Source organism: Citrobacter sp. Igbk 16 (genome assembly GCF_028069755.1).
Classification (GTDB): Bacteria; Pseudomonadota; Gammaproteobacteria; order Enterobacterales; family Enterobacteriaceae; genus Citrobacter.
Genome location: NZ_JANEWJ010000002.1, coordinates 69,582 through 89,350 on the forward strand (window position 1 = coordinate 69,582; position 19,769 = coordinate 89,350).

12 protein-coding genes are annotated in these 19,769 nt (G+C 53.4%); 3 read left to right on the forward strand and 9 right to left on the reverse strand.

The annotated features are described in order from the left end of the window. Positions 1-458 precede the first annotated feature (458 nt). Entirely contained in the window at positions 459-3,164 is a 2,706-nt protein-coding gene (gene malT, locus NNO03_RS02020) for an HTH-type transcriptional regulator MalT (protein ID WP_202037548.1), read from the forward strand. Between the two features lie 41 nt (positions 3,165-3,205). Here malT and NNO03_RS02025 read toward each other — a convergent pair whose 3' ends face one another. From NNO03_RS02025 to glpE, 3 genes are all read right to left on the reverse strand, one after another. After that, a complete protein-coding gene (locus NNO03_RS02025) occupies positions 3,206-3,964 on the reverse strand; it encodes a DeoR/GlpR family transcriptional regulator (protein ID WP_003023499.1) in 759 nt (252 codons plus the stop codon). Between the two features lie 45 nt (positions 3,965-4,009). After that, entirely contained in the window at positions 4,010-4,843 is an 834-nt protein-coding gene (gene glpG / locus NNO03_RS02030; RefSeq protein ID WP_271448670.1) for a rhomboid family intramembrane serine protease GlpG, read from the reverse strand. Positions 4,844-4,918: 75 nt separating this feature from the next. Next, positions 4,919-5,245, reverse strand: a complete 327-nt coding sequence (gene glpE / locus NNO03_RS02035) for a thiosulfate sulfurtransferase GlpE (RefSeq protein ID WP_006687428.1) — start codon at positions 5,243-5,245, stop codon at positions 4,919-4,921. A 202-nt stretch (positions 5,246-5,447) separates the two neighbouring features. Between glpE and glpD the strand changes: the two genes are divergently transcribed. Further along, a complete protein-coding gene (gene glpD, locus NNO03_RS02040) occupies positions 5,448-6,956 on the forward strand; it encodes a glycerol-3-phosphate dehydrogenase (RefSeq protein WP_271448671.1) in 1,509 nt (502 codons plus the stop codon). A gap of 419 nt (positions 6,957-7,375) precedes the next feature. Here the strand turns inward: glpD and glgP are convergent, their stop codons facing one another. The 6 genes from glgP to asd form a co-directional block, all read right to left on the reverse strand. Further along, positions 7,376-9,823, reverse strand: a complete 2,448-nt coding sequence (glgP, locus tag NNO03_RS02045) for a glycogen phosphorylase (RefSeq protein WP_271448672.1) — start codon at positions 9,821-9,823, stop codon at positions 7,376-7,378. A 19-nt stretch (positions 9,824-9,842) separates the two neighbouring features. Further along, positions 9,843-11,276, reverse strand: coding sequence for a glycogen synthase GlgA (glgA, locus tag NNO03_RS02050; protein ID WP_271441379.1), 1,434 nt, complete (start codon positions 11,274-11,276; stop codon positions 9,843-9,845). After that, positions 11,276-12,571, reverse strand: coding sequence for a glucose-1-phosphate adenylyltransferase (glgC, locus tag NNO03_RS02055; protein ID WP_271441378.1), 1,296 nt, complete (start codon positions 12,569-12,571; stop codon positions 11,276-11,278). Before glgC ends, glgA begins: the two co-directional genes overlap by 1 nt. A gap of 14 nt (positions 12,572-12,585) precedes the next feature. Next, complete coding sequence (gene glgX, locus NNO03_RS02060) at positions 12,586-14,562, reverse strand: glycogen debranching protein GlgX (protein ID WP_271448673.1); 1,977 nt, start codon at positions 14,560-14,562, stop codon at positions 12,586-12,588. Beyond that, positions 14,562-16,745, reverse strand: coding sequence for a 1,4-alpha-glucan branching enzyme (gene glgB / locus NNO03_RS02065; RefSeq protein ID WP_271448674.1), 2,184 nt, complete (start codon positions 16,743-16,745; stop codon positions 14,562-14,564). The genes glgX and glgB overlap by 1 nt, the downstream gene beginning before the upstream one ends. 362 nt (positions 16,746-17,107) lie before the next feature. After that, positions 17,108-18,214 (reverse strand): aspartate-semialdehyde dehydrogenase, encoded by a 1,107-nt coding sequence (gene asd, locus NNO03_RS02070; protein WP_271441375.1) that lies wholly within the window; start codon positions 18,212-18,214, stop codon positions 17,108-17,110. Positions 18,215-18,405: 191 nt separating this feature from the next. Between asd and yhgN the strand changes: the two genes are divergently transcribed. Beyond that, positions 18,406-18,999, forward strand: a complete 594-nt coding sequence (yhgN, locus tag NNO03_RS02075) for an NAAT family transporter YhgN (protein ID WP_006687438.1) — start codon at positions 18,406-18,408, stop codon at positions 18,997-18,999. Positions 19,000-19,769 lie beyond the last annotated feature (770 nt).

The following is a 19,769-nucleotide window of genomic DNA, read 5'->3' on the forward strand; positions in this document are numbered from 1 at the left end:
TATCCGCATACCCTCTGAAATGCATCGCGGTTTTCGCATTAATCAAAAGAGATTATCCAGACAATATCAAACAGGAAGATGACATTTAGAAAAAATATGTAAACGGAGAAATAGTTTCTAACCTGAAATACATATTCTGCTTGAGATATTTCACATGAAAGTTTTAAGTCGAGCACAAAATTCATCGATTTTTATTCATCGCCACAGTAGCCACATTAAAAAAGAGGAATTGTTCCACCCCGTAAAAATAACGCTGGATCCAGTCACCATGCCTGTTGCGACTCTTTAAAACAATTATTGCAATAGATGTATAGATTTGTGACATAGTGCAAAATCAGACACACAAAAAGTCCGCTTAGCTTGCAATAAATCCCGATCTGGCCGACCTTATATCTATTAATTACGAAGCGCAAAAAAAATCGTTTTCCCCCATATTCACACAGTGAAGTGACTAACTTATGTTGATTCCGTCTAAATTAAGTCGTCCGGTTCGACTCGACCATACGGTGGTTCGTGAGCGCCTGCTGGCTAAACTTTCCGGCGCGAACAATTTCAGGCTTGCCCTGATAACAAGTCCTGCTGGTTATGGAAAAACAACGCTTGTTTCACAATGGGCGGCGGGGAAGAACGAATTAGGCTGGTACTCCCTGGATGAAGGCGATAACCAGCAAGAGCGCTTCGCCAGCTATTTGATTGCGGCAATCCAACAGGCGACCGGTGGGCACTGCACCACCAGCGAAGCCATGGTGCAAAAACGCCAGTATGCCAGCCTGACCTCACTGTTTGCCCAGTTGTTCATTGAACTGGCGGAGTGGCATCGTCCACTCTATCTGGTCGTGGATGATTATCATCTGATCTCCAATCCAGCCATCCACGAAGCAATGCGTTTTTTCCTGCGCCATCAGCCGGAAAATCTGACGTTAGTCGTGCTGTCGCGTAACCTACCACAACTGGGCATTGCCAACCTGCGCGTACGCGATCAACTGCTGGAAATCGGCAGCCAGCAGCTGGCCTTTAACCACCAGGAAGCCAAACAATTTTTTGACCGCCGCCTGTCCTCCCCAATTGAGGCTGCGGAAAGTAGCCGCATGTGCGATGACGTTGCAGGCTGGGCCACGGCGTTACAGCTGATCGCCCTATCTGCCCGTCAGAACAACCATTCCGCCCACCAGTCGGCACGACGTCTGGCCGGTATCAACGCCAGCCATTTGTCCGATTATCTGGTCGATGAAGTCCTGGACAGCGTCGATATCGGAACCCGCCATTTCCTGCTAAAAAGTGCCATCCTGCGTTCGATGAACGATGCGCTAATTGTTCGGGTCACGGGCGAAGAAAACGGCCAAATGCGGCTGGAGGAAATTGAGCGCCAGGGATTATTCCTGCAGCGGATGGATGATGTCGGCGAATGGTTTAGCTATCACCCGCTATTTGGCAGTTTTTTACGCCAGCGTTGCCAGTGGGAGTTAGCTACCGAACTTCCCGAAATACACCGCGCCGCCGCTGAAAGCTGGATGGCGCAAGGTTTTCCGACGGAAGCCATCCACCACGCGCTGGCGGCAGGTGACGCCCATATGCTGCGCGACATTCTGCTGAACCATGCGTGGGGACTGTTTAACCACAGCGAACTGGCATTACTTGAAGAGTCATTGAAAGCTCTGCCGTGGGAAAGCCTGCTGGAAAATCCACGCCTGGTGCTGCTGCAGGCCTGGCTGATGCAAAGCCAACACCGCTACAGCGAAGTTAACACCCTGCTGGCTCGCGCAGAGCAGGAAATGAAAGGCGATATGGAACAGACGCTACATGCCGAATTTAACGCTTTGCGTGCGCAGGTAGCGATTAACGACGGCAACCCGGACGAGGCAGAACGTCTGGCAAAACTGGCACTGGATGAATTACCGATTGCCTGGTTTTATAGTCGTATCGTTGCCACGTCAGTGCACGGTGAAGTCCTGCACTGTAAAGGCGACCTCACGCGTTCTCTGGCGTTGATGCAGCAAACAGAGCAAATGGCGCGTCATCATGACGTCTGGCATTACGCGCTGTGGAGTCTGATCCAACAAAGCGAAATTTTATTTGCCCAGGGCTTTTTACAGGCCGCCTGGGAGACACAGGAAAAAGCGTTCCAGCTGATTAAAGAGCAGCATCTGGAACAGCTGCCGATGCACGAATTTCTGGTGCGTATACGGGCGCAACTCCTGTGGGCATGGGCGCGTCTGGATGAATCAGAGGCCTCTGCCCGCAGCGGCATTGAACTGCTTGCAACCTTCCAGCCGCAGCAACAGCTTCAGTGCCTGGCGCTGCTGGTTCAGTGTTCACTGGCTCGGGGCGATCTTGATAACGCTCGCAGCCTGCTCAACCGTCTGGAAAACCTGCTGGGCAACGGCCACTATCACAGCGACTGGATCTCCAACGCCGATAAGGTGCGCGTCATTTACTGGCAAATGGTCGGTGACAAAAACTCCGCCGCCAACTGGCTGCGCCACACGCCGAAACCAGAATTCGCTAACAACCACTTCCTGCAAAGCCAGTGGCGTAACATTGCCCGCGCGCAGATCCTGCTGGGTGAGTTTGAACCAGCAGAAATTGTGCTGGAAGAACTAAACGAAAATGCGCGTAACCTGCGCCTGATGAGCGATCTTAACCGTAACCTGCTGCTGCTTAACCAGTTGTACTGGCAAGCGGGGCGTAAAAATGATGCACAGCGGGTGTTGCTCGATGCCCTGCAACTGGCGAACCGCACCGGGTTCATCAGCCACTTTGTGATCGAAGGCGAGGCCATGGCGCAGCAGCTACGCCAGCTGATTCAGCTCAACACATTACCGGAACTTGAGCAGCATCGTGCGCAGCGTATTTTGCGCGAGATTAACCAGCATCACCGCCACAAATTCGCCCACTTTGATGAAGGGTTCGTTGAACGCCTGCTCACCCACCCGGACGTCCCGGAGCTGATCCGTACCAGCCCGCTGACCCAACGTGAATGGCAGGTTCTCGGTCTGATTTATTCTGGCTACAGCAACGAGCAGATTGCCGGTGAGCTGGCTGTTGCTGCGACGACCATTAAGACGCATATCCGCAACTTGTACCAAAAACTTGGCGTGGCGCACCGCCAGGATGCGGTGCAACATGCGCAGAAGCTGCTGAAAATGATGGGGTATGGCGTTTAGTTAACGCCTGATGCGCTACGCGTATCAGGCCTGGAATTCGCTTAGCACAGCTCTAACTGGATATGATGGTCAGCAATGACCTGCATCACGCCAGCAGGCGGCAGCGTGTCGGTATATACCGCATCGACCATGCTGATACTGCCCATGTTCACCATCGCATTACGACCAAACTTCGAATGATCCACCACCAGCATCACATGACGTGAATTCTCAATAATGGCGCGTTTGGTGCGAACTTCGTGATAATCAAACTCCAGCAGCGAACCATCGCTGTCGATACCGCTTATCCCTAAGATGCCAAAGTCCAGACGGAACTGTGAAATAAAGTCGAGGGTCGCTTCGCCCATAATCCCACCATCGCGGCTTCGCAGTTCGCCACCAGCCAGAATAATGCGGAAATCCTCTTTTGCCATTAGCGTATTCGCCACATTGAGGTTGTTGGTCACAATGCGCAGGTTACTGTGATTAAGCAGCGCGTGAGCGACCGCTTCCGGCGTGGTGCCAATGTCGATAAACAGCGTGGAGCCGTTCGGGATCTGCGTGGCCACTTTACGGGCAATACGCTCTTTTTCCGCCGTCTGTGTCGCCTTACGGTCATGCCACGGGGTATTCACAGAACTGGACGGCAACGCTGCACCGCCGTGATGGCGCAGAATCATGTTCTGATCGGCCAGATCGTTGAGATCCCGGCGAATCGTTTGTGGGCTGACGGAGAAATGCTCCACCAGCTCTTCGGTGCTGACATATCCCTGTTTTTTTACCAGCTCGATGATCGCGTCATGTCGTTGTGTTTGCTTCATTATTGTTCCCTGAAATTTTGCCGGATGCGCTAACGCTTATCCGGCCTACAAAGTTCGTTTCCGCACATTCATCGTATCGGCAAACGCCATTGCCAGACCCACGGCCAACCCGGCGATATGAGCGCCATTCGCCATCGACATGCCGAATAGATCAAACCAGCCGGCAACAATCCAGATCAAAGCAAAGATAATCAAACCACGCTGCAGGAAAATACCGCTTTGCGGATCACGCTCGCCGCGCAACCACACATAGCCCATCAGCGCATATACCACGCCAGACAGTCCACCAAACCACGGGCCGCTAAATTTCTGCTGAACATAGCCGCTCAACAGGGCGCTGATCACGGTAATAACAATCAGTTTTCCACTACCCAGACGCTTTTCAACCGCACCGCCGAGATACCACCACCACAACAGGTTGAACAGAATGTGCATCAGAGAGAAGTGCATAAACGCGTGGGTGAAATAACGCCAGAATTCAAATTTCAGCGTAGGATCAAACGGCCATGCCAGCCAGAGCATAACCGCCTGGTCACCCATCACATTCATCGCGATAAACACCAGCACACACGCGGCCATCACCGCCCAGGTCACCGGCCCCGCACGTTCGCGTAACGTGGCAAGAAACGGATAGCGTTGATAGCGCAAACCACTGTCAGTCTGGCCCGACTGCCAGCTTGCCGCCAGATAACGCGGATCGCCCGGATTCTCCAGAAAACGCGCCAGTTCAGCCCGCACGCGCTCGGCCTGGGACTCATCCGCCAGCCAGACATCCGTTTGCTGATGTTGTTGAATCGTCAGAATAACGCCCTGTGTCGCCATGTAATCAACAAACGCCTGCGCCACGCGGGGGTTAGCAAAAGAAGTAATCATCAACATTGTTGCTGTCGCTTATTCCACACAAAAGAGGACAGTATATAGACCCAGCCTGTTTCAGGCTGCATCTTTGTTAGCTTACGAACCGTATGCCACTTCTGCAGGAAAATGTCGATGCCAGGCATCAAAGCCGCCGTCGACGCTGTAAACCGCATCATAACCTTGCTGAAGCAGATACTGCGCCGCACCTTTACTGCTGTTGCCGTGATAACACATCACCATCACGGCGGTATCGAAATCGTGGTCACGCATAAACGTCCCCAGCGTATCGTTCGTCAGATGAAACGCCTGGGGCGCGTGACCCATCGCATAACTTTGCGGATCGCGAATATCCACCAGCACCGCCATTCCGTGCAGTAGTTTCTGATGGGCTTCTTCGACATTGATACATTCAAACTGATCCATGGTGTTCTCTTTTTAAGTTCTACTTATGTTCTGGCAGGTAACCAATATTACCCTCCAGTGTACGTTGCCTGAGCAGGTAAACGCCATAATGTTATATGTATCACTGTAAATTGTTTATCCGATGTTACCAATGGCGCGATTCTTTGCTATTATGCTCGATAACGAACATTAATGAGCTATAACGAAAGTGCGAGAGGCCAGCATGGAAACCAAAGATCTGATTGTGATAGGTGGAGGCATCAACGGTGCCGGTATCGCGGCAGATGCCGCTGGACGCGGTTTATCCGTGCTGATGCTGGAAGCACAGGATTTAGCCTGCGCGACCTCCTCCGCCAGTTCCAAACTCATCCACGGTGGCCTGCGCTACCTGGAACACTACGAATTCCGCCTGGTTAGCGAAGCGCTGGCCGAACGTGAAGTGCTGTTGAAAATGGCACCGCATATCGCCTTCCCAATGCGCTTTCGCCTGCCCCACCGCCCGCACCTGCGTCCGGCATGGATGATCCGTATTGGTCTGTTTATGTACGATCATCTGGGCAAACGCACCAGTTTGCCGGGCTCGACCGGTTTGCGTTTTGGCGCGGATTCCGTAATGAAACCCGAGATTGTGCGCGGTTTCGAATATTCTGACTGCTGGGTAGACGATGCACGTCTGGTTTTGGCAAACGCCCAAATGGTGGTGCGTAAAGGTGGGGAAGTATTAACCCGTACCCGCGCCACCTCCGCTCGTCGTGAAAATGGTCTGTGGGTTGTTGAAGCTGAAGATATCGATACCGGTAAAAAACACACCTGGCAGGCGCGCGGTCTGGTCAACGCCACCGGCCCGTGGGTAAAAGAGTTCTTCGACGACGGCATGCATCTGCCATCACCATACGGTATCCGCCTGATTAAAGGCAGCCACATTGTGGTGCCGCGCGTGCATACCCAGAAGCAGGCTTACATCCTGCAAAACGAAGATAAACGTATTGTGTTTGTTATCCCATGGATGGATGAGTTCTCGATTATCGGGACGACCGACGTGGAGTACAAAGGCGATCCCAAAGCGGTGAAAATTGATGAAAGCGAAATCAATTACCTGCTGAAAGTCTACAACGCGCACTTTAAGAAACAGCTGGGCCGTGACGATATCGTCTGGACCTATTCAGGTGTGCGTCCGCTGTGCGATGACGAATCAGACTCACCACAGGCTATCACCCGTGATTACACGTTGGATATCCATGATGAAAACGGCAAAGCTCCGCTGTTGTCCGTCTTCGGCGGCAAGTTGACGACCTACCGTAAACTGGCCGAACACGCGATGGAAAAACTGTCGTCTTACTATCAGGGCATTGGGCCAGCATGGACCAAAGAGTGCATCCTGCCAGGCGGTGATATTGGTGGCGATCGTGAGGATTACGCGGCAAAACTGCGCCGTCGCTATCCGTTCCTGACCGAGTCGCTGGCGCGCCATTATTCACGCACCTATGGCAGCAACACGGAATGGATCATCGGCGAAGCGACTTCGGTTGCCGAGTTGGGCGAAGACTTTGGCCATGAATTCTATGAAGCCGAGCTGAAATACCTGGTCGAGCACGAGTGGGTTCGCCGTGCAGAAGATGCACTGTGGCGTCGTACGAAAGAAGGGATGTGGCTAACTGCCGAACAGCAGTCCCGCATGACACAGTGGCTGGCAGAATACGTTGAGAAACACCAGCTATCTCTGGCCTCCTGATAAAAATGCCGGATGGCGGCTAACGCCTTATCCGGCCTACAAAAGTAGATAAACGTAGGCCGGGCAAGCGAAGCGCCCCCAGGCATTTTACCGGATGGCGGCTAACGCCTTATCCGGCCTACAAAAGTAGATAAACGTAGGCCGGGCAAGCGAAGCGCCCCCGGGCATTTTGCCGGATAGCGGCTAACGCCTTATCCGGCCTACAAGAGTAGATAAATGTAGGCCGGGCAAGCGAAGCGCCCCTGGGCATTTTGCCGGATGGCGGCTAGCGCCTTATCCGGCCTACAAGAGTAGATAAATGTAGGCCGGGCAAGCGAAGCGCCCCCGGGCATTTTGCCGGATAGCGGCTAACGCCTTATCCGGCCTACAAAAGTAGATAAACGTAGGCCGGGCAAGCGAAGCGCCCCCGGCATCGTGTGTTACAACCGCACCGAATCAATATGCCAGATGTTCTCGGCGTACTCTTTGATCGTCCTGTCCGATGAGAAGTAGCCCATATTGGCGATATTTATCATCGACTTCGTGGTCCACTCTTCCGGGTGGCGATACAGTTCGTCAACTTTGTCCTGGCAATCAACGTAGCTGCGATAGTCCGCCAGCACCTGATAGTGGTCACCAAAGTTAATCAGTGAGTCCACCAGGTCACGGTAGCGTCCCGGCTCCTCGGGGCTGAATACGCCACTGCCAATTTGCGTCAGCACCTGGTGCAGTTCTTCATCTTTCTCGTAATACTCACGCGGCTTGTAACCCTGACTACGCAGCGCCTCCACTTCTTCCGCAGTATTTCCAAAGATAAAGATATTCTCTGCCCCCACATGCTCCAGCATCTCAACGTTAGCACCATCCAGCGTGCCGATGGTCAGCGCACCGTTAAGAGCAAATTTCATATTACTGGTCCCGGAGGCTTCGGTCCCGGCCAGTGAGATTTGCTCAGACAGGTCGGCGGCAGGAATAATCACCTGCGCCAGGCTGACGCTGTAGTTAGGAATAAACACCACCTTCAGCTTATCGCCAATTTGCGGATCGTTGTTGATCACCTTCGCGACGTCGTTGATCAGGTGAATGATGTGCTTCGCCATGTAATAGGCCGAAGCCGCCTTACCGGCAAAAATATTCACACGCGGCACCCACTCGGCATCAGGATCGGCCTTAATGCGGTTGTAGCGGGTAATCACATGCAGCACGTTCATCAACTGACGCTTGTACTCGTGAATACGCTTAATCTGCACATCAAACAGCGATTTCGGGTTCACCACCACGTTAAGCTGCTGGGCAATGAGCGTCGCCAGGCGTTTTTTGTTCTCCAGCTTCGCATGACGCACCGCCTGGTTCACCAGCGGGTAATCGCAGTGCTGCTCAAGCTCGCTGAGCTGACTGAGATCGGTGCGCCAGGTACGGCCAATGTTCTCATCCAGCACATTGGAAAGCGGCGGGTTCGCCAGCGCCAGCCAACGACGCGGTGTCACACCATTGGTAACGTTGCAAAAACGGGTTGGGAAGATATTTGCAAAATCAGCAAACAGCGACTGTACCATCAGGTTAGAGTGCAACTCCGACACACCGTTAACTTTGTGGCTCACCACGACGGCCAGCCACGCCATACGCACGCGACGGCCGTTCGACTCATCAATGATCGAAGTACGCCCCAACAGACCCGTATCGTTCGGATACTGCTCCTGCAGCGTTTTCAGGAAGTAATCGTTAATCTCAAAGATAATTTGCAGGTGGCGCGGCAGAATTTTACCCAGCATATCCACCGGCCAGGTTTCCAGCGCCTCGCTCATTAGCGTGTGGTTGGTATACGAGAAGACCTGACAGCACACCTCAAAGGCATCGTCCCAGCTAAACTTGTGCTCATCAATCAGCAGGCGCATCAGCTCAGGAATCGACAGCACCGGATGGGTGTCATTGAGGTGAATAGCAATTTTATCTGCCAGATTATCGTAGGTTTTGTGCAGTTGATAATGACGACTCAAAATGTCCTGCACCGTGGCGGAGACCAGGAAATACTCCTGGCGCAAGCGCAGCTCGCGTCCTGAATAGGTGGAGTCATCCGGATACAGCACGCGGGAAACGTTCTCGGAATGGTTTTTATCTTCCACCGCCGCAAAGTAGTCGCCCTGATTGAATTTACCGAGGTTGATTTCGCTACTGGCCTGCGCATTCCACAGACGCAACGTGTTGGTGGCGTCTGTGTCGTAACCAGGGATAATTTGGTCATACGCCACCGCGAGGATCTCTTCGGTCTCAATCCAGCGCGTTTTCTTGCCTTCCTGCTGAATACGCCCACCAAAACGCACTTTGTAACGCGTATTGTGGCGTTTAAATTCCCACGGGTTACCGTATTCCAGCCAGTAGTCCGGCGACTCTTTCTGTCGGCCATCGACAATGTTCTGTTTGAACATCCCGTAGTCATAGCGAATACCGTAACCGCGTCCCGGCAGGCCCAGCGTTGCCAGAGAGTCAAGGAAGCAGGCCGCCAGACGACCAAGGCCACCGTTACCAAGACCAGGGTCGTTCTCTTCGTCAATCAGATCTTCAAGATCCAGCCCCATGCCTTCCAGCGCATTTTTGACATCATCATAAATACCCAATGATAACAGTGCATTGGAAAGCGTGCGGCCAATCAGGAACTCCATAGACAGGTAATAGACCTGGCGAGTTTCCTGGGATAATTGCGCACGATTAGAACGCAGCCAGCGCTCCACGAGACGATCGCGCACCGCGAACAATGTGGCGTTCAGCCACTCATGTTTATTGGCAATGACCGGGTCTTTACCAATCGTGAACATCAGCTTGTAGGCAATAGAATGCTTAAGTGCCTCTACGCTGAGTGTGGGCGATGCATAAGTAAATGGAGCATTCATATAGGTGATTCCTGGATATCTATTTCAAGCGATAGTAAAGCTCACGGTAAGACTTCGCCGCGACTTGCCAGCTAAAATCCATGGTCATGGCCTGACGTTGTACGAACCGCCAAAGCGAAGGCCGGGACCACAATACGAAAGCACGCCGGATCGCCCGTAGCAGCGACCAGGCATTACTATCTTCAAATACAAACCCACTGGCGATACCGTCCGCCAGGTTCTCCAGCGAACTATCAGACACCGTATCAGCCAGCCCACCGGTACGCCGCACCAGCGGCAACGTGCCGTACTTCAGTCCATACAATTGCGTTAAGCCGCACGGCTCAAAACGGCTGGGCACCAATATCACATCGGCCCCGCCCATGATGCGATGCGAGAAGGCCTCGTGATAACCAATCTGCACGCCAACCTGGCCTGGATGTTCCGCGGCCGCCGCTAAGAACCCTTCCTGCAATACCGGATCGCCCGCGCCGAGCAACGCCAGTTGTCCGCCCTGCTCTAACAACCCAGGCAGCGCTTCCAGCACCAGATCCAGCCCTTTTTGACTGGTCAGACGGCTCACAACAGCAAACAGCGGCACTTTATCGTTAACCTTAAGTCCCATCGCAATCTGTAGCTGCCGTTTGTTCTCGGCCTTCTCTTCCAGCGAGTCACGGGTATACCGCGATGCCAATAACAGATCGGTTTCCGGGCTCCAGATTTTTTCATCAACACCGTTCAGTACGCCGGAAAGACGCCCCTCACGATGACGCTGTTGCAACAACCCTTCCATGCCATAGGCAAACTGCGGCTCGGTAATTTCCCGTGCGTAGGTCGGACTCACCGCCGTAATATGGTCGGCGTAGTACAAACCGGCCTTCAGGAATGAAATCTGCCCGTTAAACTCCAGTCCGTGCACATTAAAGAACGACCATGGCAATTGGATGTCATCCATATGCTTTGCATAAAACATGCCTTGATACGCCAGGTTGTGTACGGTGAACACCGATTTCGCCGGATGGCCGCGCGCCGCCAGATACGCCGGCGCCAGGCCAGCGTGCCAGTCATGCGCATGCACCACATCCGGGCGCCAGAATGGATCAAGCCCACAGGCCATTTCACAGCCTACCCAGCCGAGCAGCGCAAAACGTTGTACGTTATCGGAGTAAGCAAACAGGTTCGTATCGTGATACGGGCTGCCGGGACGGTCATAGAGATGCGGCGCATCAATCAGATAAATGCCGACGCCGTTGTAATGTCCGAACAACAGCGTTATCCGTCCGGCGAAAGTATCCCGACGCGTCACGACCTGCGCATCAGGAATGCCGCGACGAATATCAGGAAACGCCGGAAGCAACACGCGGGCATCCACGCCGTCCGCAATTTGTGCCGCAGGTAACGCCCCAATAACATCCGCCAGTCCCCCGGTTTTTAACAGGGGGAACATCTCTGAACAAACGTGTAAAACCTGCATTATCGCTCCTGTTTGATTTGCAGTTTGCGTAGCATTTCACGCGTGACCAGCACAATGCCTTCCTCTGAGCGGTAGAAGCGACGAGCATCTTCTTCCGCATTTTCGCCAATCACCATGCCCTCAGGAATGACGCAGGCGCGATCGATAATGCAACGACGTAAGCGGCACGAACGTCCAACCCAGACTTCAGGTAACAACACTGCCGAATCAATGTTACAGAAAGAATTCACCCGCACTCGCGGGAACAGTACGGACTGCACCACCACCGAACCAGAAATAATACAGCCACCGGAAACCAGCGAGTTCAGCGTCATTCCGTGGCTACCGGAACGGTCCTGCACGAATTTCGCTGGCGGCAGTGATTCCATATGTGTACGGATTGGCCAGTTCTGGTCATACATGTCCAGTTCAGGCGTTACCGAGGCCAGATCGAGGTTCGCCTTCCAGTAGGCTTCCAGCGTTCCCACATCACGCCAGTATGGCTCGGATTCCGGATCAGACTGCACGCAGGACAACGGGAATGGATGTGCATAAGCCATGCCAGCTTCGGTGATTTTCGGGATCAGGTCTTTACCAAAATCGTGGCTGGAGGTTTCATTCAGGTCATCTTCTGCCAGCAATTCATACAGATAATCGGCGTCAAAAACGTAGATCCCCATACTGGCGAGAGATTTAGTGGGGTCACCTGGCATAGCAGGTGGATTCGCTGGTTTTTCAACGAATTCGATAATTTTTTCGTTTTCGTCAACAGCCATTACGCCAAACGCACTGGCTTCTTCGATAGGCACTGGCATACAGGCAACGGTGCAACGTGCACCTTTCTCAACGTGGTCGATCAGCATGCGCGAGTAGTCTTGCTTATAGATATGATCACCTGCAAGGATCACCACATATTCCGCTTTGTAGCGTCGAATGATGTCCAGGTTTTGGGTCACCGCATCCGCCGTGCCGCGATACCAATTTTCGCCCTGCATCCTTTGCTGGGCGGGCAGCAGATCGACAAACTCGTTCATCTCTTCGCTAAAGAATGACCAGCCACGCTGAATATGCTGCACCAGGGTATGTGACTGGTACTGCGTGATCACGCCAATACGACGGATCCCGGAGTTAATGCAGTTGGATAAGGCAAAATCAATAATGCGGAATTTACCGCCAAAGTGCACGGCAGGCTTAGCACGTTTGTTGGTTAAATCTTTCAGGCGGGTACCGCGGCCACCGGCCAGGATCAGGGCAACAGATTTTAATGGCAGCTGGCGCGCCAACATTACACGATCGTTCTTCTCTAAACTCACCATGACTAACTCCTTTTTTATCTTCTCTGGAACACACACAGTCCGTGCGCAGGTCCCTGCCAGACAGCCGTAAGCACCGGATTGTCCTCTCCGGCAAATGGGGGAATGGCATGCCATTCCCCTTCAGGTAAAACGATATCTGTCACCTCAAGCGTGGCGTTTATTGCAATCAGGAAACGGTCTGAAAGCAGGATTTGCATCTGTTTCGGGCCGTTTTGCCACTCATCCGCACTTAAGGGTTGTGCGTACTTATTCAGCCAGCGGACATTGCCATCGCCTTCTTCCCACCAGCAATCTCCGGTAAGAGCCGGGATTTGCTGGCGGAGATGAATCAGGGCGGCGGTAAATGTCGTTAGCCCACTGTTTGCCTGCTGCCAGTCCAGCCAGGTTAGCGCGTTATCCTGGCAGTAAGCGTTATTGTTACCGTGCTGGCTATGACCATGCTCATCGCCTGCCAGCAACATCGGCGTCCCCTGGGAGAGCAGCAGCGTGGTTAACAGCGCATGAATGCTGTCGCGCCGCCGTTCAATCAGGTCCAGCGAGCCGCCTAATCCTTCTTTACCATGATTGTCGCTGTAGTTATTGCTAGTGCCGTCCCGATTTTCCTCACCATTCGCTTCATTGTGCTTATTTGTGAAGCACACACAGTCGCGCAGCGTAAAACCGTCATGCGCGGTCACCAGATTGACGGTAGCGCTGGGTTTGCGGCCATTGCGTTTAAACACATCGCTGGATGCGGCGAAACGTCCGGCAAACTCTCCCAAAGACAGATTACGCTGAAGCCAGAAGCGTCGACTGGCATCGCGAAAATGGTCATTCCACTCGGCAAACGGCGGTGGGAAATTACCCACCTGATATCCGCCTTCACCAATATCCCACGGTTCCGCAATCAGTTTGACGCGAGAGAGCAGCGGACAGTTTTGGATCGCGGTAAACAGGGGTGCATCCTGACGAAACGCAGGCGTACGCCCCATGACGGAAGCTAAATCAAAACGAAAACCATCGACGTGGCAGGTTTCAACCCAGTAACGCAGGCATTCACAGGCATACTCCACGACACCAGGATGGCTCAGATTGAGGGTGTTCCCACAGCCGGTCCAGTTGTAGTAATCACCATCGTCCCTGATCCAATAATAGCTACGGTTATCAATTCCGCGCAGCGAGAAGACAGGCCCCTCAAGATCCAGTTCGGCACTGTGGTTCAAAACGATATCGAGAATGACCTCAATACCCGCTTTATGCAGTGCTTTTACCGCATCACGAAACTCATCCAACGCACTCTCTGGCGAGCAGGCATAGGCTGGATGCAATGCAAACATCGCCACCGGGTTGTACCCCCAGTAGTTCGACAACCCCAACCGCTGAAGGCGCGGTTCGTTGGCGAAATGTGCAACGGGCAACAGCTCCAGCGCGGTAATGCCAAGACGCTTGAAATAGTCGAGCATCACCGGATGACCGAGCGCTTTGTAGGTACCGCGTATCTCTTCAGGGATATCAGGATGCAGATACGTCAGCCCTTTGACATGCGCTTCGTAAATCACGGTATTGCCCCACGGCGTGCGTGGCGGGGTATCGTCTTCCCAGTCATACCGGTCTGACACCACCACGCTTTTCAGGGCGATGGCGGCATTATCGTGATGATCCGGTTCATCAATCCCGCCGTGCAGCAGAGGGTTATCTTTTAATTCACCTTCAACCCGACGCGCGCAAGGGTCGAGAAGCAGCTTCGCCGGATTGAAGCGGTGACCCTGCCCAGGCTGCCACGGTCCATGCACGCGATAACCGTAGCGCAGACCTGGTCTGGCATCGGCCAAATAGCCGTGCCAGATATCCCCGCTACGCCCCGGCAGGTCATAGCGGTGTTCGCAACCTTGCTCGTCGAATACGCATAACTCAACGCGTTCGGCATGGGCCGAGAAAAGGGTGAAATTGACGCCATGGCCGTCATACGTTGCACCATGGGGTGTGGCGTTGCCGGTTGCCAGTTGCGTCATTACCCCTCCCGAACCAGCCAAATCGTTGCCAGCGGTGGCAACGTGAGGCTCAGTGAGTGTTGACGCCCATGGCTGGCGATTTCATCACTGTGAACTGCCCCACCATTACCGGTATTGCTGCCGTGGTAATGCATCGAGTCGGTATTGAGGATTTCACGCCATTTGCCCGGTTGATTGATGCCGAAACGGTAGCCATGGCGCGGCACTGGCGTGAAGTTACTGGCGACGATAATTTCATTACCGGCCTTGTCACGGCGGACAAAAATCAGCACCGACCGTTCGTTGTCATCCACCACCAGCCACTCAAAGCCATAGGCATCAAAATCAAGCTCATGCAACGCTTTATGATGACGATAGGTGTGGTTCAGGTCGCGTACCAGTCGCTGTACACCGTGGTGCCAGTTGTCGCCCCCTTCCAGCAAATGCCAGTCAAGGCTGGCGTCGTGGTTCCACTCGCGTCCCTGAGCAAATTCGTTCCCCATAAACAGCAGTTTCTTACCAGGGAAGGCCCACATCCAGCCGTAATAGGCACGCAGGTTGGCAAATTTCTGCCATGCGTCTCCCGGCATGCGGTCGAGAATCGATTTCTTACCGTGTACGACTTCATCGTGTGACAGTGGCAGAACAAAGTTTTCGGTGTAGTTGTACAGCATGCCGAAGGTCAGCTTATCGTGGTGATACTGACGATGAACCGGGTCCAGCTTCATGTAATCCAGCGTGTCGTGCATCCAGCCCAGGTTCCACTTGTACCAGAAACCTAAACCGCCCATATCCTGCGGTCTGGAGACACCGGCAAAATCGGTGGACTCTTCCGCCATGCTCACGGCACCAGGAACCTGTTCACCAAGAATACGGTTGGTATTGCGCAAGAACTCAATGGCTTCGAGGTTTTCGCGACCACCAAATTCATTCGGGATCCATTCGCCTTCTTTACGGCTGTAGTCGCGATAAATCATTGATGCCACGGCATCCACGCGCAGCGCATCGATACCAAAGCGCTCAATCCAGTACAGGGCGTTGCCCACCAGATAGTTGCTGACTTCACGGCGGCCATAGTTGTAGATCAGCGTATTCCAGTCCTGGTGATAGCCTTCACGCGGGTCGCTGTGTTCATACAAACTGGTGCCATCAAACTGAGCCAGACCAAAGTCGTCCGACGGGAAATGACCCGGAACCCAGTCGAGGATCACGTTCAGCCCCGCCTGATGGGCGGCATTGACAAAATAGCGGAAGTCATCGCGCGTGCCGAAACGGCGGGTCGGCGCGTACATGCCGGTAGGCTGGTAACCCCAACTGCCGTCAAACGGGTGTTCGTTGATCGGCAGCAGTTCGAGATGGGTAAAGCCCATCCACTTTGCGTAGGGAACCAACTGATCTGCCAGCTCACGATAGCTCAGCCAGAAGTTGTTATCGGTATGGCGACGCCATGAACCCAGATGCACTTCATAGATAGAGATTGGCGCATCAAACTGATTAGCTCTTTTGCGCTCCTCAGTTTGCACCACTTTTTCCGGCAAACCGCAGATAAGCGATGCAGTTTCCGGGCGCATTTGCGCTTCAAACGCGTAGGGGTCGGCTTTAATACGCAGCTTACCGTTTGCATCGATCATCTCGTATTTATACAGCTGACCCTGCTGGGCTCCGGGGATAAACAGTTCCCAGATACCACTCTCTTTACGCAGGCGCATGGGGTGGCGGCGGCCATCCCAATAGTTGAACTGTCCCACGACTGAAACACGCTGTGCATTCGGCGCCCAGACGGAAAAACGCGTGCCGGTAACGCCATCCATGGTGTCTGCATGCGCCCCCAGCGTCTCGTAAGGTCGCAGATGCGTACCTTCAGATAACAGCCAGGCATCCATATCCTGGATTAGCGGGCCAAAACGATAAGGGTCATCAATCAGATTCTGCTGTCCATGCCAGACAACGGCCAACTGATAGCGAAAGAAATTTTTACGGCGGGGAAGTACAGCACAAAAAAAACCGCGAGAGTCGAGGCAATCCAGCTTGCCCACTTTACGTCCGGTCTTTGGTTCGATCACCCACACTTCGGTGGCATCGGGTAATAGGGCGCGGACTTCAAGTCCGGCTTCAGTTTGGTGCATACCCAGTACGGAAAAAGGATCCGCAAAATGGCCTGCAATTAGCGCATTAATCACGTCTCTATCGATACGAACGGACATGGTTGTCTTCCTGTTTTATGGTGTCACCCCTTCCAACTGATTTTCGACATCAGGTGCGACACTTCTTTGACCTGAACGGCGCAGCACAATTGTGCATCCTCTCTGCGTCGTCCCACCTTCAGGCAACAACTTAATACCTCCGGTACTAAGTCACCCTTAAAGAATAGCCAATGCTTTATCTTACTCCCGGTAAAAAATGAAACATCTGCGCTTACTCCTGTATTACGCAAAAAAAAGGGCGACTCAGCACCCAATGTTTATTCACAATATGTGTCTGCCAGATGGCGGTGTTGCCTTACCCGACCTGCTGACTCGCGTCATTTACAGGCCCGATAAGCGTAGCGCCATCAGGCAGTCCAGCATTACGCCAGCTGACGCAGCATACGGCGCAGTGGCTCCGCGGCACCCCAGAGCAGTTGGTCGCCTACGGTAAAGGCTGACAGGAACTCCGGTCCCATATTCAGCTTACGCAGACGGCCTACTGGCGTGGTCAACGTACCGGTAACGGCCGCTGGGGTTAACTCACGCATAGTGATATCCCGATCGTTTGGCACTACTTTTGCCCACGGATTGTGCGCAGCCAGCAGTTCTTCAACGGTCGGAATAGACACATCTTTTTTCAGTTTAATGGTGAATGCCTGGCTATGGCAGCGCAGCGCACCGACGCGCACGCACAAACCATCAACCGGGATCACCGAAGACGTGTTGAGAATTTTGTTGGTTTCCGCCTGCCCCTTCCACTCTTCACGGCTCTGGCCGTTATCGAGCTGTTTGTCGATCCACGGAATCAGGCTACCGGCCAGCGGTACGCCAAAGTTATCAACCGGCAGTTCACCGCTACGGGACAGGGTCGTGACTTTGCGTTCGATGTCGAGGATAGCAGAGGAAGGTGTCGCCAGTTCATCGGCCACATGGCTATACAGATGCCCCATCTGCGACAGCAGTTCACGCATATGGCGTGCGCCGCCGCCGGAGGCCGCCTGGTAAGTTGCCACGGATACCCAGTCAACCAAATCATTGGCAAACAGGCCGCCGAGCGACATCAGCATCAGGCTAACGGTGCAGTTACCGCCGACAAAAGTCTTAATACCTTTGTTCAGACCGTCGGTAATGACATCCTGGTTAACCGGATCGAGAATGATGATGGCATCGTCTTTCATGCGCAATGAAGAAGCCGCGTCAATCCAGTAACCCTGCCAACCGCTTTCACGAAGCTTTGGATAGATTTCGTTGGTATAATCGCCGCCCTGACAGGTCACGATAATGTCCAGCGCCTTCAGCGCGTCCAGATCAAAAGCGTCCTGAAGTGTGCCGGTAGTCGAACCACCGAACGTCGGTGCCGCCTGCCCGAGCTGGGAAGTAGAAAAGAAAACAGGGCGAATGGCGTCAAAGTCGCGCTCTTCAACCATGCGTTGCATGAGAACAGAGCCGACCATACCGCGCCAGCCGATAAAACCAACATTTTTCATAGCGTTTTTTTCCTGCAGAGATGTGTGCTGTGTATGCTAACCAGTATCCTACTGGCCTATCCTTCACCATACAAAAAGCAGCCAAAGTCGCAAGTGAAATTAATCAATGATAGCGAAGCCATCAGTAATGCGACTTATCCCGCTGCGCAAGCAAGCAGAAAGTCCGCGGTAATTATCAGGGAATTTGAGTTATGAATGAAATCATTTCAGCGGCAGTTTTATTGATCCTGATTATGGATCCGCTCGGAAATCTGCCCATTTTCATGTCCGTATTGAAACATACCGAACCAAAACGCCGTCGCGCGATTATGATTCGCGAGCTGTTCATTGCTCTGTTGGTGATGTTCATTTTCCTGTTTGCGGGCGAGAAAATTCTGGCATTTCTTAACCTGCGAGCAGAAACCGTCTCCATCTCCGGAGGCATCATCTTGTTCCTGATTGCCATCAAAATGATTTTCCCCAGCGCCACCGGGAATAGCACCGGGCTTCCGGCAGGCGAAGAACCCTTTATCGTGCCGCTGGCGATTCCACTGGTTGCTGGTCCAACAATTCTGGCATCGTTGATGCTGCTATCGCACCAGTACCCGAATCAGATGGGGCATCTGGTGATTGCGCTACTGATCGCCTGGGGCGGTACCTTTGTGATTTTGTTGCAGTCTTCGCTGTTTTTACGTCTGCTGGGTGAGAAAGGGGTTAACGCCCTTGAGCGCCTGATGGGACTGATTCTGGTGATGATGGCCACCCAGATGTTCCTCGATGGCGTACGGATGTGGATGAAGGGGTGATTTATCCTTTTGGACTGGATGACATGTTACCCGGATAACGGTTCCGTTCACATTATGTTCATTGCTTCTCTGAGATCTAGTCACCGGTGAACGTGTTAAGGGGGCTACGCAGCCCCCTTAACAATCCCGGCTCTCCGGCAGGAAAATCGCCACTTCGTGGTTCCCTCCGCTTATTCCTTCAGGCTACCGGGCCGGGCGCGAGGCAGCGTCCATGCAAAACGCGCCCTGAACCCGCATCCCTGCGGGTTCTCCCGGCCTTACGGAAACGCGTCGGCAATTTTCAGCCGGACCAGCCCACACCTCACCATTAGCATTTTCGGTCTGCACAGCAAAACGGATATAGCTGAAAGCCAGAGCGCTGAAGCGACACCCTGGTCCGGCTGAAAATCGATGAGGTGTTGACGGCTGACCGGGTCTGCCCGCAGGGATGCGGGCAGAGGGGACGGCCTGCATGGATGCAGGCTCGGCCCCGACCCGACAGGCAGACGGAATAAGACGAATAACTCGCGCAGCGACGATTTTCCCGCCGGGAGCCTGGGTTGCAAGGGAGGCGGCGGTGAGCCTCCCTTGCACGTTCACGGGTATCAGAGTTTCAGAGAAATGACACCACTGAGGTGAACGGAAACCTGAGCAATAGTCACATGTTCACCCTACATGCTTAACTGAACGGCATTGCGCTGTAATTTCAGGTATTCCTTACGCTTTTAACTCGCTGAAAAAGCGTATTTTCATTTCTGCGAGGAGCCTTCCGGAATGCCCTCTTGTCAGCA

Bases quoted from the DNA above. Each gene is read 5' to 3' on its own strand.
- glpE (WP_006687428.1), bottom strand. From the start codon at position 5,245: ATGGATCAGTTTGAATGTATCAATGTCGAAGAAGCCCATCAGAAACTA.
- glpG (WP_271448670.1), bottom strand. From the start codon at position 4,843: ATGTTGATGATTACTTCTTTTGCTAACCCCCGCGTGGCGCAGGCGTTT.
- glgX (WP_271448673.1), bottom strand. From the start codon at position 14,562: ATGACGCAACTGGCAACCGGCAACGCCACACCCCATGGTGCAACGTAT.
- asd (WP_271441375.1), bottom strand. From the start codon at position 18,214: ATGAAAAATGTTGGTTTTATCGGCTGGCGCGGTATGGTCGGCTCTGTT.
- glgA (WP_271441379.1), bottom strand. From the start codon at position 11,276: ATGCAGGTTTTACACGTTTGTTCAGAGATGTTCCCCCTGTTAAAAACC.
- glgC (WP_271441378.1), bottom strand. From the start codon at position 12,571: ATGGTGAGTTTAGAGAAGAACGATCGTGTAATGTTGGCGCGCCAGCTG.
- malT (WP_202037548.1), top strand. From the start codon at position 459: ATGTTGATTCCGTCTAAATTAAGTCGTCCGGTTCGACTCGACCATACG.
- yhgN (WP_006687438.1), top strand. From the start codon at position 18,406: ATGAATGAAATCATTTCAGCGGCAGTTTTATTGATCCTGATTATGGAT.
- glgP (WP_271448672.1), bottom strand. From the start codon at position 9,823: ATGAATGCTCCATTTACTTATGCATCGCCCACACTCAGCGTAGAGGCA.
- glgB (WP_271448674.1), bottom strand. From the start codon at position 16,745: ATGTCCGTTCGTATCGATAGAGACGTGATTAATGCGCTAATTGCAGGC.
- NNO03_RS02025 (WP_003023499.1), bottom strand. From the start codon at position 3,964: ATGAAGCAAACACAACGACATGACGCGATCATCGAGCTGGTAAAAAAA.
- glpD (WP_271448671.1), top strand. From the start codon at position 5,448: ATGGAAACCAAAGATCTGATTGTGATAGGTGGAGGCATCAACGGTGCC.